Origin of the sequence: Saccharothrix sp. (genome assembly GCF_031180885.1) — a bacterium.
GTDB lineage: Bacteria > Actinomycetota > Actinomycetes > Mycobacteriales > Pseudonocardiaceae > Actinosynnema.
In genome coordinates, this window is record NZ_JAPSLK010000012.1 from 123,745 (window position 1) to 138,470 (window position 14,726).

Annotated in this window: 11 protein-coding genes; 6 read left to right on the forward strand and 5 right to left on the reverse strand. The window is 72.2% G+C overall.

Annotation, left to right across the window (positions count from 1 at the left end):
- Nucleotides 1–191: 191 nt before the first annotated feature.
- Nucleotides 192–764, reverse strand: coding sequence for a hypothetical protein (locus RIN75_RS17385; RefSeq protein ID WP_309112980.1), 573 nt, complete (start codon nucleotides 762–764; stop codon nucleotides 192–194).
- Between the two features lie 509 nt (nucleotides 765–1,273).
- Between RIN75_RS17385 and lanKC the strand changes: the two genes are divergently transcribed.
- The 5 genes from lanKC to RIN75_RS17410 all read left to right on the forward strand — a co-directional run bounded on the left by lanKC (nucleotide 1,274) and on the right by RIN75_RS17410 (nucleotide 8,412).
- On the forward strand, nucleotides 1,274–3,811 hold the full coding sequence (gene lanKC, locus RIN75_RS17390) for a class III lanthionine synthetase LanKC (protein ID WP_309112981.1): 2,538 nt from the start codon (nucleotides 1,274–1,276) through the stop codon (nucleotides 3,809–3,811).
- A 32-nt stretch (nucleotides 3,812–3,843) separates the two neighbouring features.
- Entirely contained in the window at nucleotides 3,844–4,002 is a 159-nt protein-coding gene (locus RIN75_RS17395) for a SapB/AmfS family lanthipeptide (RefSeq protein ID WP_309112982.1), read from the forward strand.
- Between the two features lie 282 nt (nucleotides 4,003–4,284).
- Entirely contained in the window at nucleotides 4,285–5,877 is a 1,593-nt protein-coding gene (locus RIN75_RS17400; protein WP_309112983.1) for an ABC transporter ATP-binding protein, read from the forward strand.
- Nucleotides 5,877–7,559 carry an ABC transporter ATP-binding protein gene (locus tag RIN75_RS17405; protein ID WP_309112984.1) on the forward strand — a complete coding sequence of 561 codons (1,683 nt, stop codon included), beginning with the start codon at nucleotides 5,877–5,879 and terminating at the stop codon, nucleotides 7,557–7,559. Before RIN75_RS17400 ends, RIN75_RS17405 begins: the two co-directional genes overlap by 1 nt.
- Before the next feature lie 64 nt (nucleotides 7,560–7,623).
- Nucleotides 7,624–8,412, forward strand: a complete 789-nt coding sequence (locus RIN75_RS17410; RefSeq protein WP_375295976.1) for a sigma-70 family RNA polymerase sigma factor — start codon at nucleotides 7,624–7,626, stop codon at nucleotides 8,410–8,412.
- Nucleotides 8,413–9,121: 709 nt separating this feature from the next.
- Here RIN75_RS17410 and RIN75_RS17415 read toward each other — a convergent pair.
- Both RIN75_RS17415 and RIN75_RS17420 read right to left on the reverse strand, forming a co-directional pair.
- Nucleotides 9,122–9,625 (reverse strand): DUF3145 domain-containing protein, encoded by a 504-nt coding sequence (locus RIN75_RS17415; RefSeq protein ID WP_121222043.1) that lies wholly within the window; start codon nucleotides 9,623–9,625, stop codon nucleotides 9,122–9,124.
- Nucleotides 9,626–9,869: 244 nt separating this feature from the next.
- Entirely contained in the window at nucleotides 9,870–11,297 is a 1,428-nt protein-coding gene (locus RIN75_RS17420; RefSeq protein ID WP_309112986.1) for a S8 family serine peptidase, read from the reverse strand.
- Between the two features lie 156 nt (nucleotides 11,298–11,453).
- Here RIN75_RS17420 and RIN75_RS17425 point away from each other — a divergent pair, with 156 nt between their 5' ends.
- Nucleotides 11,454–12,698, forward strand: coding sequence for a hypothetical protein (locus RIN75_RS17425; protein ID WP_309112987.1), 1,245 nt, complete (start codon nucleotides 11,454–11,456; stop codon nucleotides 12,696–12,698).
- Between the two features lie 9 nt (nucleotides 12,699–12,707).
- Here RIN75_RS17425 and RIN75_RS17430 read toward each other — a convergent pair whose 3' ends face one another.
- On the reverse strand, nucleotides 12,708–13,079 hold the full coding sequence (locus RIN75_RS17430) for a hypothetical protein (protein WP_309112988.1): 372 nt from the start codon (nucleotides 13,077–13,079) through the stop codon (nucleotides 12,708–12,710).
- A 118-nt stretch (nucleotides 13,080–13,197) separates the two neighbouring features.
- Entirely contained in the window at nucleotides 13,198–14,559 is a 1,362-nt protein-coding gene (locus tag RIN75_RS17435) for an NAD(P)/FAD-dependent oxidoreductase (protein WP_309113045.1), read from the reverse strand.
- Nucleotides 14,560–14,726 lie beyond the last annotated feature (167 nt).

Below are 14,726 nucleotides of genomic sequence, written 5' to 3' on the forward strand. Positions count from 1 at the left end.
GGTACTTACGCGCGCGGCGCGGTCGGACGGCGTGCGGTTGGCTTTTGCGGCTTTTGCGTTTGTGCAGCTCAAGCGGTGTGCGCGGTCGTCGGTCTGCGCCGCCAGCGTGGCCTCCGGCCCCCGCTTCGATCATCTCACGAGGTACGGACAATTCGGCCGCGCTGCAGTAGCTCGGTAGGCGGTGAACCGGCTCAGCAAGCCGTGAACTGGGAGCTGGAGCCCTCCGTGCCCAGGTCGACCCGCAGCGAGCCCGCCTCCTCCTGCAACGGGTACACCACGCGCCACCGGATGCAGTCCGCCTGCAGCTCCGCCGGCGCCTTCGCCACGTCCTGCGTGCTGACGAACGTCATCATGACCCGCAGCCGCCCCGGCATGACCGTCTCCACCCGGTGCACCTGGATCGACCCGTCCCTCGAACTCTCGTAGTCCGACTCCCACCGGATCCGGGGCGTCCGGCTCACGCGCTCCGCCGTCACCGTCTTCGCCCACGCGTCGTAGTCATGATCATTAATTGAGTCGAAGTAGCGCTGGAGGACCTCGCGCACCCGCTGGCCGTCCGGGTGCAGGGCCGCGTCGATGCTGAGTTGGACGCTCGACGGACCCGGCTGGGCGCTGCGCGGCACCGAGGACGACGCCGTCGGCACCGCGATCTGGTCGCCCGCCGCCTGCACGGGCCTCCGGTACGCCTCGCGGGCCAGGACGCCGGCGCCGGCGGTCAGGGCGGCGACCACCAGGACGGTGGGCAGCAGCAACCGGGACGACACGTCCAGAGGGTGCCACATGAGCCCGATCGCGCGGGCCACCACCCGAACGGAGCAGCGACCCGCCCGACGTCTGGGAGTGGTTCAACCACCGCCGACCACGGTAATTCGGTGAACAAGAATTTCGGCGTGGATTTCACACCCTATCGGCCGATTAACCCGCCGGTTGCCGGAGCAATCCACCGCACTATCCCCCGATGGGACCAGCACAGCACTGCCGGTGACCGATCCCGCAAAACAGCGGATTACCGAGAACCGCCCAGGTAGCGCCCGGGAAATCATTTGAACGAACCAGTGCCGTTTAGCCGCGACACGCCGACGCCACCGCAGGGACCAGCGCTAAACCTGGCGTTCGGGTGTTTCCGCGCCGCCAGGGCACACGGATGGTGCGACTCCGACCCATCCCACGCGCTCGAACGGCGGAGCAGCCTCCCCGGTCTGGCGGATTGGCTCGCGGCGGACCGCCGTGCGGGAATACACCGGTCGAAATAATTTCGGGGAGAGGAATTCCGGTGGACCTCCGCTATGAGGCTTACTGCTTCGCGGACCGTCTGTTCTACGACGTGCAAAGCCACGCGGAAACCGCCGTCGACGATTTCTCGCAGGTGCTGCCGGCGCTCCCGGACGGGTGGTCGCAGACCGACCTCACGATCTGGCGCTACCTCCAGCCCGACGGCGCCTCGATCCCTCGCCAGGGCTGGAAGGTCCACGTCTCGGCCACCGTTGAGAACTCCGGCGAGGTGCTGCTGACCGCCTACGAGTACCTGGTCGCGCGCCGCATCCCCTTCAAGTACCTGCGCACCCAGTCCATCGTCCTGGTCCGCAACTCCAAGTACGCCCCGCGCGAGGCCAGCGGCAAGCTCATCACGATCTACCCGGCCGACGAAGCCCAACTCGAGACCACCCTGCGCGAGCTGGACGCCCTGCTGTCCGGCAAGCCGGGCGCGTACATCCTCAGCGACCTCCGCTACGGCACCGGCCCGCTGTACGTGCGCTACGGCGGGTTCGTCGAGCAGTGGCTCGAACAGGACGGCCGCCGGGTGCTGGCCATCGAAGGCCCCGACGGCGAACTGGTGCCGGACAAGCGGAAGCCCACGTTCACCGTCCCGGACTGGATCACGCTGCCGTCCTTCCTGGACGAGCACCTGGCCGCGCGCAAGTCCGGCGACGCCGAGTCGTTCCCGTACGAGGTGACCGGCTCGCTGCACTTCTCCAACGGCGGCGGGGTCTACCGGGCGACCCGCAAGTCCGACGACACGCCCGTCGTCCTCAAGGAAGCCCGTCCGCACGCCGGGCTGGACCGGGACAACGTCGACGCCGTCACCCGGCTGCGGCGCGAGCACGACATCCTGGTGCGGCTGCGCGGCGTCCCGGGCGTGCCGGAGGTGTTCGAGCACTTCACCGCGTGGGAGCACGAGTTCCTGGCGATGTCGCCGGTGCCGGGCCGCCCGATCGGCCAGTGGCTGGGCCGGCACTACCCGCTGACCCACCACGAGACCACGCCCGAGCAGATCGCCGAGTACACCGAACGCGCGCTCAAGATCGTCGAGAAGGTCGAGGAGATCGTGGCCCGCGTGCACGAGCGCGGTGTCGTGTTCGGCGACCTGCACCCGTTGAACGTGCTGGTGGACGAGGACGACTCTGCGTCCCTGATCGACTTCGAGCTGGCGTCCCCCCTCGAAGAAGGCCGCAAGCCGACGCTCGGCTCTCCGGGTTTCCAGGCCCCGCCGGACCGGTCGGGTTTCGAGATCGACGAGTACGCGCTGGCCGCGCTGCGCCTCTACCTGTTCCTGCCGCTCAACGCGGTCGTCGAGCTGGCCCCGGTGAAGCTGCGCCACCACGTCGACTTCATCCGCCGCCGCTTCGACCTGCCCGACGACTACCGCGCCCGCATCCTCGACGTGCTGACCCCGCGGGTGGGCGCGCCCGCGCCCGCCTCGACCCCGCTGGACGAGCCCGCGCCGGACTGGAAGGTGGTCCGGAAGTCGATCGCCGCCGCGATCCTGGCCAGTGCCACGCCCGAGCGCGAAGACCGGCTGTTCCCCGGTGACATCGAGCAGTTCGAGGTCGGCGGTGCCGGCTTTGCCCACGGCGCGGCGGGCGTGCTGCACGCGCTGGACGCGGTGGGCGAGGGCCGGTTCCCCGAGCACGAGCGGTGGCTGCTCGACAAGATCCGCCGCGACCCGCCCAAGGAGCCCGGCTTCTACACCGGCGCGCACGGCATCGCGCACGTGCTGGAGAACTTCGGCTACCACGAGGAAGCCGATGAGATCGTGTGCGCGTACCACCGGCTGCTGCCTTCGCTCAAGGACCACGGCCTGAACTCGGGCCTGTCCGGCATCGGCCTGAACCTGCTGCACTTCGCGTGGACCCGCCGCGACGACGTGTACACCCACCAGGCCGTGGACGTCGGCGCGAAGCTGGTCGGGATGCTCGCCGACGCCCCGCCGCCCGGCGACAAGGCCAAGGCGGGCCTGCTGCACGGCTGGTCCGGCCCGGCTCTGCTGTTCACCCGGCTGTTCGAGCACACCGGCGACCGGACGTGGCTGGACCCGGCGGAACGCGCCCTGGAGCGCGACCTCGCCGAGTGCGACAGCGCGCTGGACGGCTCGACCCAGGTCCGCGACGGCAACTTCCGCACCCTGCCCTACGTCGGCATCGGCAGCGCCGGCATCGCGTTGGCGCTCAACGAGTTCTCGCGAGCGGCACCGGGCGCGCCGTGCGCCGGGCGGCTGCCGGAACTGGTCGCGAGCCTGACCGGCGAGTTCGTCATCCAGCCCGCGCTCACCCTCGGCCGCGCCGGTCTGCTCGCCTCCCTCGTGCACACCGGCGGTCCTCAGGAGGCGATCGACACCCACCTGGCCGCGCTGGCCTGGCACGCCGTCCCCTTCCAGGAGGGCACGGCGTTCCCCGGGATCCAGTTGCGCCGGCTGTCGATGGACCTCGTCACCGGCGGCGCGGGCGTCCTGCTCGCGCTCGCCTGCGCACTGGACGGCGCCCCCGTGCTGCCGTTCCTCAAGGCCCCGGCCCTCGCGGGCCGGTCGCAGTAAACCCTTTTGTCCCCCGGAATGAGGAGTTCGAGATGGAGTTCATCCTCGACCTGCAGGACCTGGAGACCCCGGAGGTCCAGGACAGCGCGATGGCCGGCGGCGGCAGCGGCGGCGGTGGCAGCACGACGGCGTCCAACGCGTCCCTGCTCCTGCCGTGCAGCCACTCCACCGTGAGCCTGCTCGCCTGCTGACGCCCGAACCAGGTCGGGCACGGGTGAGCGGCGCAGGCGAAGTGCGCCGCTCACCCGTGCCCGAGGGTAAGGCGCACGGCGAGGCCGCGTCGGCTTGTCGGGTCGCCTTTCCCGGCGATCACGCTTTTCGATCGGCGGGAAACGCGGCCCGACGAGCCGACCGCCAGGCGGCCTCGCCCCGCGACGCCGAAGGCGGCGCAATCCAACACGGTCTCCCGGCTCACATCCGGGCGGCCGCGTCGGACCCTCACCCATGATGCGCCTCGTTCAGCTGGAGCGGGAATGTTGTTGCGATCAGTCGTCCGCCGGGACCCGAGGTGGTTGCTGCTGGCGCTCAACGCGCTGCTCGCGACCACGGCGGGTCTCCTGCTGCCCGCTGCGCTGGCCCACGCGGTGGACCTCGCGCTGGGCGGCTGGCTCGACACGGGCGCGGTGTTGTGGCTGGTCGGGCTCGCGGGCGTGGAGGTCGTGGGCGACGCGGTCGGCGTGGTGCTGGCGGCGGCGATCACCGCGCGTGGCACGGCGTGGCTGAGGGACCGGCTGGCCGGGCACCTGGTCGCGCTGGGCCACCCGGCGCGGTTCGAGCCCGGTGACGCGATCAGCCGGCTGACCGGGGACAGCGCCATCGCGGGCGGGTTCGCGGTGCTGCTGGTCAACCTGGGCGTCACGGCGCTGACGGCGGGCGGCGCGGTGGTGGCGCTGGCGCTGCTGGACTGGCGGCTGGCGGTGGTGTTCCTGCTGAGCGTGCCGCTGGCGACGCTGCTGGTGCGGTCGCACCTAATGCTGACCGCCGAGGACGTGACGGCGTACCAAGAGGTGTCCGGCGAGTTGTCCGCGCGGCTGGTGGACGCGGTCGGCGGGCTGCGCACGATCGCGGCGTCCGGGCGCGCCGAGCAGGAGGCGCAACGCGTGCTGCGGCCCCTCCCCCGGCTCGCGGCGGCTGGCGTGGGCATGTGGCGGACGCAGGCGAAGATGATCTGGCGGGCCGGTCTGCTGCTGCCCGCCGTGGAACTCGCCGTGCTGACCGCGGCCGGGTTCGGCGTGGTCGCGGGCCGGTTGAGCGTGGGCGACGTGCTGGCGGCCCTGGGGTACGCGGGGCTGGGCATGACCGTGGTCGGGCAGGCGACCGTGCTGACGGCTGTGCAGCGGGCGCGGGCGTCGGCGGCGCGGATCGACGAGGTCCTGCGGACCGAGCCGGAACCTGTTGTGACACACGGGTTTTCGTCGCCCGGTGTAGTGGAGCTGCGGGGCGTTTCGGTGGGTGACGCGCTGCGGGACGTGGATCTGGTGGTGCCCGCCGGGACGTTCCTGGCCGTGGTGGGCAGGTCCGGTGCGGGGAAGTCGGCGCTGGCGGCGGTGCTCGGCGGGTTGACCGCGCCGTCCTCGGGGCGGGTGCTGCGCGGCGGGTCGGTCGGGTACGCGTTCGAACGGCCGGCGCTGCTGGGGTCGACCGTGGCGGACGCCGTGTCCTACGGCGCTTCGCTGGAGCGGGACGAGGTCGTGGCGGCGTGCCGGGCCGCGCAGGTGCACGACGTGGTGGTCCGCCTCCCGCACGGCTACGACACACCGCTTGTGGAGACCCCGTTGTCGGGTGGTGAGGCGCAGCGGTTGGGCTTGGCGCGGGCCGTCGCGCGCGATCCCCGCGTGCTGGTGCTGGACGACGCCACGGCGAGCTTGGACACCGTCACCGAGTCCACTGTGGAGCGTGCGCTGGCGTCCGCTTTGCCAGGCCGCACAAGGGTTGTCGTGACGCACCGGGTCGCGACCGCGCGGCGGGCCGATCTCGTGGTGTGGCTGGAAGACGGTCGGGCCCGAGCGGTGGGCCCGCACGAAGTGCTGTGGGACGACGCGGAGTACCGGGCGGTGTTCGGCTGATGGGACCGTACCTGCGGGCGTTGGCCGGGCAGCGGCGCCCGGTCCTGGCGCTGCTGGGCTGGTCGGTGGTGGAGGGCGTGCCGGCGCTGCTGTCCGGGCGGCTGGTCGGGTTGGCCGTGGACCGGGGGTTCGCGGTCGGCGACGTGCGGACCGGCGTGCTGTGGCTGCTGGCGTTCGCGGTCGTGGCGGTGCTGGGCGGGTTCGGGCTGCGGCAGGTGTTCATGCGCCTGGGCGAGGTCGTGGAGCCGTTGCGGGACGCGCTGGTCGGGGTGGTCGTGCGGGGTGTTCTGCACTCCTCGCGGCGGCAGCCCGACGCCAGTGCCGTCGCGCGGATCACCCGGCACGTCGAGGTGGTGCGCGATGCCACCGCCGGGTTGTTGGTGCAGGCACGGGCTTTGCTGGTGACGACTGCTGCGGCCCTGGTCGGGTTGGCGACCTTGGTGTCGTCGGTGGCCTGGCTGGTCGTGCTGCCGGTGGTGGCTTCCCTGGTGCTCTTCGGTGCATTGTTGCCGACGTTGGCACGTGGGCAGCGGGCGTTGGTGCTGGCCGACGAGGACGCGGCCGAGGCGGCGGGGTCGGTGCTGCTCGGGATGCGCGACGTCGTGGCGTGCGGGGCGGGTGCGCGGGCGGTCGCGGACGTGCGGCGGCAGGTCGACCGGCAGGCGGCGGCGACCGTGCGGCTGGCGTGGGCGACGGCGTTGCGCGGGATCGTGATCTCGGTTGGCGGGTTCGCGCCGTTGGCGCTGCTGGTGGTGCTCGCGCCGGGGTTGGTTTCGCGGGGCGAGTTGACCGCCGGTGAGGTGCTGGGCGCGGTCGTGTACTTGAGCACGAGCGTGCAGCCGGCGTTGCGGCGGCTCGCGGACACCGTCGGCACGGTGGTGCTGCGCTTGGCCGTGGCGCTGCGGCGGCTGGCCGAGGCGGCTCCGGTGGTCGAGGACCCTCCGGGTGAACTCGTTCCGGGGGGTGACGAGGTGGAGTTGCGCGGGGTGACGTTCGGGTGGGGCGCGGGTGTGCCCGTGGTGCGGGACCTTTCGCTGCGGTTGTCGCCCGGTGCGCACCTGGCGGTGGTGGGGCCGAGTGGGATCGGGAAGTCGACTCTGGCCGGGCTGCTGACCGGGTTGATCGCGCCGCACGCCGGGGACGTGCTGTTCGGCGGGGTGCCGGTGGGGGCGGTGGCGCCTTCGGTGCGGCACTCGCGGATCGCGTTGGTGCCGCAGGAGACGTACCTGTTCACGGGGACGGTGCGGGAGAACTTGTCGCTGTTCGCGCCTTCGGCTTCGGATGATTTGTTGATGGAGGCCCTTTCGGCGGTAGGTGCTTCGGGGGTCGTTACCCGTTTGGGCGGGTTGGACGGGGTCGTCGGGCACGGCGGTGGTGGCCTGTCGGCCGGTGAGGCGCAGTTGCTGGCGGTGGCGCGGGTGTACGCGTGCCCGGCGGATGTCGTGGTGCTGGACGAGGCGACGTCCAACCTCGACCCGGCGGCGGAGGCCGTGGTGGAGCGTGCGTTCGCGGCGCGTGGCGGGGTGCTGGTGGTGATCGCGCACCGGCTGTCGTCCGCTTTGCGTGCTTCGTCCGTGTTGGTGATGGACGGCGGTGAGCCCTTGCTGGGGTCGCACGAGGAGTTGCTGGGCCGGTCGGCGGCCTACCGCGACCTGATGGCGGCGTGGCAGCCGGTGGCGTGATCTATTTGGGCCCGTGGACGTCTTCGAGGAACACCGGCCGCGGTTGAGGGCTGTCGCGTACCGGATGCTGGGGTCTTTCGCCGACGCGGAGGACGCCGTGCAGGAGACGTGGCTGCGGTACTCGCGTTCTACGGGGGATGTCGACAACCTGGCGGCGTGGCTGACGACCGTGGTGAGCCGGGTTTGTTTGAACATGCTGCGGTCGCGGGAGCGGCGGCGGGAGGCGTTGGGTGTTTCCGTGCCGGATCCGGTGATCAGTGGGCCGGACGAGGACGTGGCGCTGGCCGATGCGGTCGGGTTGGCGCTGATGGTGGTGCTGGACACGTTGGCGCCGGCCGAGCGGGTGGCGTTCGTGCTGCACGACATGTTCGCCGTGCCGTTCGAGGAGATCGCGGGTTTGGTCGACCGGTCGCCTGCGTCTGTGCGCCAGTTGGCGTCCCGGGCGCGGCGTCGGGTGCGTGCTTCGGCTCCTGCTCCGGATGTGCCGGTGGCGCAGCAGCGGGAGGTGGTGGACGCGTTCTTCGCGGCGGCTCGGGAGGGGTCGATCGAGGGCTTGCTGGCGGTGTTGGATCCGTCGGTGGTGCTGCGGTCCGATGCGGGTGTGGGTGCTCAGCTGTCGGTGGTGCTCAACGGCGCTTCGGTGGTCGCGGGCCAGGCTGCTTTGTGGGGCTCGCTGTCGCCGCTTGCTCGGCCGGCGCTGGTCAACGGGGTGGCGGGGGTTGTGGTGGTCGGGCCTCGGGGGCCGTTGTCGATCATGGGGTTCGGTGTGGTGGGTGGGCGGATCGTGGCTATCGACGTGATCGCGGACGGGGCGCGGTTGGGGGCGTTCAACTTGTCGGCGGTGGGGGCTTGAGCTGGTGAGATCCCGGAATTGTCGGTGGCCGTCGGCAGAATGGATACCGGGGGGCCGTGGCCCGCGCTGCGCGCCGCGCGGGGGCGCGGGGAACTCGGCGGGCCAGGGGAACTCGGCGGGCGGGACGCGGCGGGCGACTGCGAGCTGGATGCGGCGGGCGACTGCGGGGCTGGATGCGGCGGGCGACTGCCAATTGGAAGCGACCGTTGGATCGCGGCGCGCCTGGCGAAACTCGGTGGGGCAGCGGGACTCGGTGGGGCAGCGGGACTCGGTGGGGCAGCGGGACTCGGTGGGGCAGCGGGACTCGGTGGCTTGGCGAAACTCGACAGCCTGGCGAAGTTGGCAGCCGGCGACGCGGCCCAATCCCCATCGCGTGGCTGGACGGTTCGGCGAGGCACTGCGACTCGACGGCCCCGCAAGCGTTTGCGCCCACAGCTTCCAAGGCGGTTCGAGCGCGCAGCGCGGGCCACGGCCCCCCGGTGTCCGGTTTACCGGCGGGGACCGACAATTCCCGCCGGTCAGCCGCTGATCGGCCGCCGACCAAGTCGCCTGTCAGTCGCTGATCGAGTCACCCGTCAGTCGCTGATCAAGTCGCCCGTCAGTCGCTGATCAGTCACTGGCCGGGCGGTGGTCATGTCGGAGTGCAGCGCGAGAACAGAGCGCGCGAGAACAGAGCGCGATAGAAGAGCGCGCGAGGACAGCAGGCGGGTCAGCCCACGCGGTGGAGCCAAGTCACCGGGGCGCCGTCGCCGGCGCGGCGGAAGGGTTCGAGGGCGTCGTCCCAAGCCGCGCCCAGGATCTCGTCCACGCCGTGCGCGAAGGACTCGCCGCCGCGGCTTCTCGCCGCGAGTGTCCGCAGTTGGTCCTCTGACACGACGATGTCGCCGTTGGCGCTGGTCCGCGCGTGCCACAACCCCAGCACGGGCGCGAAGCAGTACCGGACGCCGTCGACGCCCGGGCTCGGGTCCTCGGTGACCTCGAACCTCAGCATCGGCCACGCCCTGAGGGCGGCCACGAGTCGGGCGCCTGTGCCGGCTTCGCCGGTCCAGGCGGCCTCGGCGCGCAACTGCCCCGGCGCCGCGGGTTGGGCCGCCCACTTGAGGTCCGCCCGCTCACCGAGGGTGCCCGAGATCGCCCACTCGACGTGCGGACAGACCGCAGACGGCGACGAGTGGACGTAGACCACGCCACTGGTGCTGCCACGGGTGCTCACGTTGACCTCCGCTGCTCGACGAGGGACGTCTTCCCCTACGGCCTGTCGAGGTGCTGCGGACGATCTTGCGAATTCCCGACTTGGTCATTCTGCCCGCGATCGCAGCGGTCCGCCAGAAGAACCAGCACGTTCATCACCCGGGCGGGTCAGATACAGGACTTTCGACTCTGAAGTGGAACCCCTCGGCCCACGTCAGCGGGCCGAGGGGTCACTTTGCGAGATCAACCGGACACGATCGCGTGATCTATTGCGCGCGCAGTGCGGTGACCGCCGCCACCACGTCCACCAGACCCGTTCCGCGGTCGAAGCTGCTCGTGTACCCGCCGGCGGGGACGTAACCGCCGCCGTACTTGTACGCGCTCGACTTCAGCGCGGCCTCGACCTGGCCCGGCGTCGCGGACGGCCGCGCCTGGAACAGCTGGGCCACGATGCCCGCGATGTGCGGCGCCGCCATGGACGTGCCGGAGATCGTGTTGAACGTCCCGAGGTCGAGCAGGCCGGGGCCGTTCTGCGGCTGGAGGCCCGTCGCGCAGATCACCAGGTACGGCCGGCACGCCGCGGTGATGTTCTCACCGGGCGCGGAGATGTCCGGCCAGGTCGACGGGTCGGTGGCCAGGCCGCGCGAGGAGTAGTCCGAGACCGCGCCGTCGCGGGTGCCGGTGTCCTGGTCGTAGTAGGACGCGACGGAGATCACGCCGGGCGTCGGGTCCTGACCGGGCGGGTTGGACAGGCTGGTCGACCCGTCGCCGCCGTCGTTGCCGTTGGCCCACACGGTCACCACGCCCTCGGCCGCGAGCGCCCGCTGGAGCTTCGCGGTGGCCGAGTTCGGGTCGAACGCGCCGCCGCCGACCGGGCCGTAGGAGTTGTTGACCACCTTGATCGGCGGGCACGTCGAGGCCGGCACGCCCGCGCCGCACGGCGCCGCGTGGTTCTCCAGCACCCAGTTCAGCGCGGCGTCCGCGCCGAGGATCAGCAGCGCCGCGCCGGTCGAGATGACCACGGTCTTCGCGCCGGGGGCCGCGCCGCGCACCACGGTGCCGTCGGTGAGCTTCACGTCGCTGCCCACGGCGATGCCGGTGACGTGCGTGCCGTGGCCGCCGACGGACAGGGTGTCGGTGTCGACCGACGTCGGCACGTCGACGACGCAGCCGGTGCCCGTGGACGACTCGTCCACGCACAGGCTCTTGAGGTTGCGGACGACCTTGGTCTGCCCGCTCGCGGTGCGGAACGCCGGGTGCGTCGGGTCCACGCCCGAGTCGATGACCGCGACCGTGACACCGCTGCCGTCGAGGGCGAGGCCGTTGGCGCCGGTCAGGGTCTGGCGCGCTTCGAGTCCCCGGGTGGCGGTGTGCGAGGTCGATCCGGTGAACCGGATCGGCTGGTCGGCCTCGACGTAGGTCACACCGGGCACGGCCCGCACGGCCGCGATCTCGGCCGCGCTGCCGCGGGCGGCGACGACGCCGATGCGGTTGAACGCGGTGAGCCGGGTCAGGCCGGCCTGGGTGACCGCGCGTTCGGCGGCGGCCAGGTCGGTGCCGTGCACCAGGACGGTGCCGGAGTAGGTCGAGCTGAGCAGGGTCGAGACGGGCGCGAGCAGGCCCGCGTTGGCGGAGGGGGCGGCGGCTACGGAGAGTGCAAGGACTCCCGCTGCGGCCAAGGCGACTTTGCGCATGGCGTTGAAACCTCCGGTGCAGGGTTGAGCAATCCGTCTAACGATCGACCCCCGTTCCGGTGATGGCAGTCACTGAAAGTGTCAAGTCGCCATCCTCGGGGCCGCGTCGGCGTCGCCGGCGCTACGGTGTCCGATCGTGTGGAACGGTGTGATCTCGTGCGCCTGATCAAGCTCGGGACCGAGCCCTCGGCGGTCGGTGCCGACGTGCGGGCCGCGCTCAGCACGTGGGGTCACGGCGACTCCGTGCTGGGCGGTGTCGCGCTGCTCGGCGTCACGCCGCCGGACAGCCCGCGCCCGCTGGACGCGGTGGTCGTGCTGCCGCGCGGTGTGCTCGTGGTGGTCGGCGTCGACCTGCCGGACCCGGCGATGCGCCTGGAGGCCCCGCTGGCCGGCCAGTGGAAGATCGACGGCTGGCCGCTGACCCGTCCGGACGGCGCGATGAGCCCCGCCGCGGAAGCGCTGGAGGCCAGTGCCGCCGTCACCCGCCGCATCCAGGACATGCGCGGCGAACCGCTTCCGGTGACCACCGTCGTCGCCGTCGGCCCGTACGTGGGTCAGGTCGTGCAGCCGACCGTGGACCTCAACCGGGGCGTGCGCGTCCTGCACCCCAAGCCCACCACCCTGCTCGCCGCCGCCCGCGAACTCGCCACCAGCGACCGGCCCTGCTCGGCCGGCCACGCCGCGAAGCTCGTCGCCGTCCTCGCCCCCACCGGCACCCCGCCCGCGACCCGCGACCTGGTCGCCGAGGGCTTCCCGGACGCGGCGGCGGACCTGGCGTCGGCCAGCACCATGCTGCTGCCCCGGGTCGCGCCCACGCCCAAGCGGCCGAAGTGGCTGCCGTACGCGGCGGCGGCCGTGGTGGTGTCGTTGCTGATCGTGGCGTTGTGGGCGCTGCTGTCGTCGGGCGGTTCGCCGGAGGCTTCGACCTCGACCAGCGCCGCACCGCAGCCGACCACCGTGGTCGTGGACGGCCGCAACTACCTGCCCAAGGGCGCGGACAAGACAGAGAAGTGCGCGGAGCACGCGTTCGGCGACGTGCAGGTGTGGCTGGCCGGGCACATGTGCTTGCAGCTCAAGCGCGCGGTCTACGAGACGACGATGGACGGGCGCAAGGTCGGCATCGCGGTGTCCGAGCTGAACCTGCCGGACGGCACTCGGGCGGCCGAACTGCACGCGGTCACGTCCGCGGCCGGCACGGGCGGGATCACGCCGCTGGTCAAGGAGGGCAAGTCCTGGCCGGGCGGCCCGGCCACGTTCGACCACTCGGCGATGAAGACCGTGGTGAAGGACGCGCAGGTCCGGATCACGCAGGCGGTGTGGTCGGAGGGCCAGTCCGACCCGGCCGACCCGATGCTGGTCGCCTTGGCGCAACAAGCCATGCGCCTACCGGCGACCCAGTAGCGGCGGGGGTCAGCGGCCGGTGCGGGCCAGGCCGATGGCGATCAGGCCGAACGTCACGTGCAGCACGATCGCCAACCCGGCCACCGTGCTCGTCATCTCCGTCCCCGGCCGCCCCGCCAACGCCCCGCACGAGAACAACCACCCCGCGACCGCCACCGCGAACCCGGCCCCCAGCCACGTCCGCGGCACATGAGCCAAGCACAGCAACGCATGGCTCCGCGCCCGCAGCAACGTGTAAGCCACCACGGGCAGCACCAAGAACCCCGGCAGGTACACCGCGATCGGCGCGAGAGCCGGCCCACCCGGCAGGAACGTCGTCGCGATCATGACCACGCACCAGAGCACCGCGGCGGTCGCGAGTGCAACGGTTCCCCTGGTCACCTCCGGCAGTGTAATGAGACGAAGCCGCAATTCCCGTAGTTGACGCCTGATGGCGCACGCCTCCTACGGCACTCGGCCCACCCCCGCGCACACACCGAAACCGCAGGTGCACCGACCGTCAGAGCCCGTACGCCTCCAGCAGTCGCAGCCACACCTCGCTGATCGTCGGGTACGCCGGCACCGCGTGCCACAACCGGTCCACGGTGATCTCGCCGACGATCGCGACGGTCGCCGCGTGCAGCAACTCGGCCGTGTCCGGACCGGCGAACGTGACGCCCACCAAGGTCCGCTTCGACTCGTCCACGATCATCCGCGCCTTGCCGCGGTACCCGTCCGCGTGCAAGGAAGAACCCGCGACGGCGATGTCCAGGTCGACCACTCGCACGTCCAGCCCGGCTTCGCGGGCTTGGGCCTCGGTCCAGCCGACGGCCGCCACCTCCGGGTCGGTGAACACGACCTGCGGCACGGCGGTGTGGTCGGCGGTCGCGACGGAGGCCGTCCACGGCTGCGGGTTCTGCGCGCCCGTGGCGATGGCCGTCCCCACGGCACGGGCCGCGTACTTGCCCTGGTGGGTGAGCAGGGCGCGGCCGGTGACGTCGCCCGCCGCGTACAGCCAGTCCAAGCCCTCCACGCGACCGGTGTCGTCGACGGGCAGCGCTTCGCCGGGGGTGAAGCCGAACCGCTCCACGCCCAGGTCGAACGTCGCCGGCTGCCGCCCGGTGGCCACCAGCAGCTTCGCGCCGGACACCGAACTCCCGTCCGACAGCGACAGCGTCACCTTACCGTCCACAGAGGACACGCCGGTCGCCTTCACGCCCGTGCGCAGCACGACACCGTCCTCGCGCAACCCCTCGGCCACCAGGTCGCCCGCGAACGCCTCGAACTTCGGCAACGGCCGCCCGCCGGACACCACCAGGGTCACCGACGACCCCAGCCGCGCCCACGCCTGCGCCATCTCGACACCGACCACCCCACCGCCGAGCACCACCAGCGACGACGGCACCTCCTGCGCGGAGGTGGCCTCCCGCGAACCCCAGTGCTCGACGTCCGCCAGGCCCGGCAGGTTCGGCGTGCGCGGGACGCTGCCGGTGCACACCACGACGGCACGCCGGGCGGTCAGCACGCGGCCCTCGACTTCGACGGTCCGCTCGCCGGTCAGCCGACCCCGGCCGCGCACCACGTCCAGCCCGGCCCCGACCGCCCAGCCCACCTGGCCGGAGTCGTCCCAGTTCGACGTGAACTCGTTGCGCCGCTTGAGAACCGCCGCGGCGTCCAGCTCGTCGCCCACCGGCACCCCGGGCACCCGCTTGGCCGCGGCGAGGGCGTGTCCCGGGCGCAGCAGGGCCTTGCTGGGCATGCACGCCCAGTACGAGCACTCACCGCCCACCCGCTCGGCCTCGACCAGGGCGGTCCGCAGGCCGCCGGCGGCGGTCCGGGCGGCGGCGTTCTCACCCACCGGCCCGCCGCCGATCACGATCACGTCGTAGGTCTGGTCGCCGTCCGCGACACCGGAATCGCTCACCGTCCCACCCCACACCACCCGGACCGGCGGAGCAAGTCTCGCGGCGATCGGCCCGGGCGCGCGGGGTCAGGCGGGGTCGGACACCCGCGGGGGCCAAGGGGGCGGGACACCCGCAGGGGTCAGGC

What these genes read in the sequence shown, in the direction of transcription:
- RIN75_RS17410 (WP_375295976.1), top strand. Translation starts at nt 7,624, where the DNA reads ATGCTGGGGTCTTTCGCCGACGCGGAGGACGCCGTGCAGGAGACGTGG.
- RIN75_RS17400 (WP_309112983.1), top strand. Translation starts at nt 4,285, where the DNA reads ATGTTGTTGCGATCAGTCGTCCGCCGGGACCCGAGGTGGTTGCTGCTG.
- RIN75_RS17395 (WP_309112982.1), top strand. Translation starts at nt 3,844, where the DNA reads ATGGAGTTCATCCTCGACCTGCAGGACCTGGAGACCCCGGAGGTCCAG.
- RIN75_RS17420 (WP_309112986.1), bottom strand. Translation starts at nt 11,297, where the DNA reads ATGCGCAAAGTCGCCTTGGCCGCAGCGGGAGTCCTTGCACTCTCCGTA.
- RIN75_RS17405 (WP_309112984.1), top strand. Translation starts at nt 5,877, where the DNA reads ATGGGACCGTACCTGCGGGCGTTGGCCGGGCAGCGGCGCCCGGTCCTG.